At 72.0% G+C, this 507-nt stretch carries 1 protein-coding gene; it reads right to left on the bottom strand.

Annotated features, from left to right (window positions below):
* On the bottom strand, nucleotides 1-507 hold a 507-nt coding region (locus GXW71_RS34640), incomplete at both ends, for an autotransporter-associated beta strand repeat-containing protein (RefSeq protein ID WP_211858634.1).

Below are 507 nucleotides of genomic sequence, written 5' to 3'. Positions count from 1 at the left end.
GTGCCGCCGGTGTAGGTGTTGGCGCCGGTCAGCACGGTGGTGCCGGTGCCTTCCTGGCGCAGCGTGCCGCTGCCGGAGACCACGCCCGCGAAGATCGCGGCGTCGCTGCGGTTGAAGGCCAGGGTGCCGTTGTTCAGCACATTGCCCACGATGCTGCCGCTGGTGCCGCCGGCGCCGAGCTGCACCCGCGTCGCGGCGGCGATGGTGGTGCCGCCGGCATAGGTGTTGGCGCCGGTCAGGATCAGGCTGCCACCGCCGGTGACGCTGAGCGCGCCGGGGCCGGTGATGCCCTGGGCGATGGTCGTCGTGAGGGTGTTGGTGTCGATGGTGCCGCCCGCCGCGGTGATCGAGACCGCGCGGGTCGATGCCAGGTTGAAGGCCGTGTTGAAGCGCAGCGTGCCGCCGTTGAAGGTGAGCGGGCCGGTGGCGGCGCCGATCGCGTTGTCGGCGGCGATCGCGAGCACGCCCTGGGTGATGATGGTGCCGCCGGAATAGGTGTTCCCGCCC

Source organism: Plastoroseomonas hellenica, from assembly GCF_018129085.1.
Taxonomy (GTDB): Bacteria; Pseudomonadota; Alphaproteobacteria; order Acetobacterales; family Acetobacteraceae; genus Plastoroseomonas; species Plastoroseomonas hellenica.
This window is presented reverse-complemented; position numbering and strand designations above follow the sequence as displayed.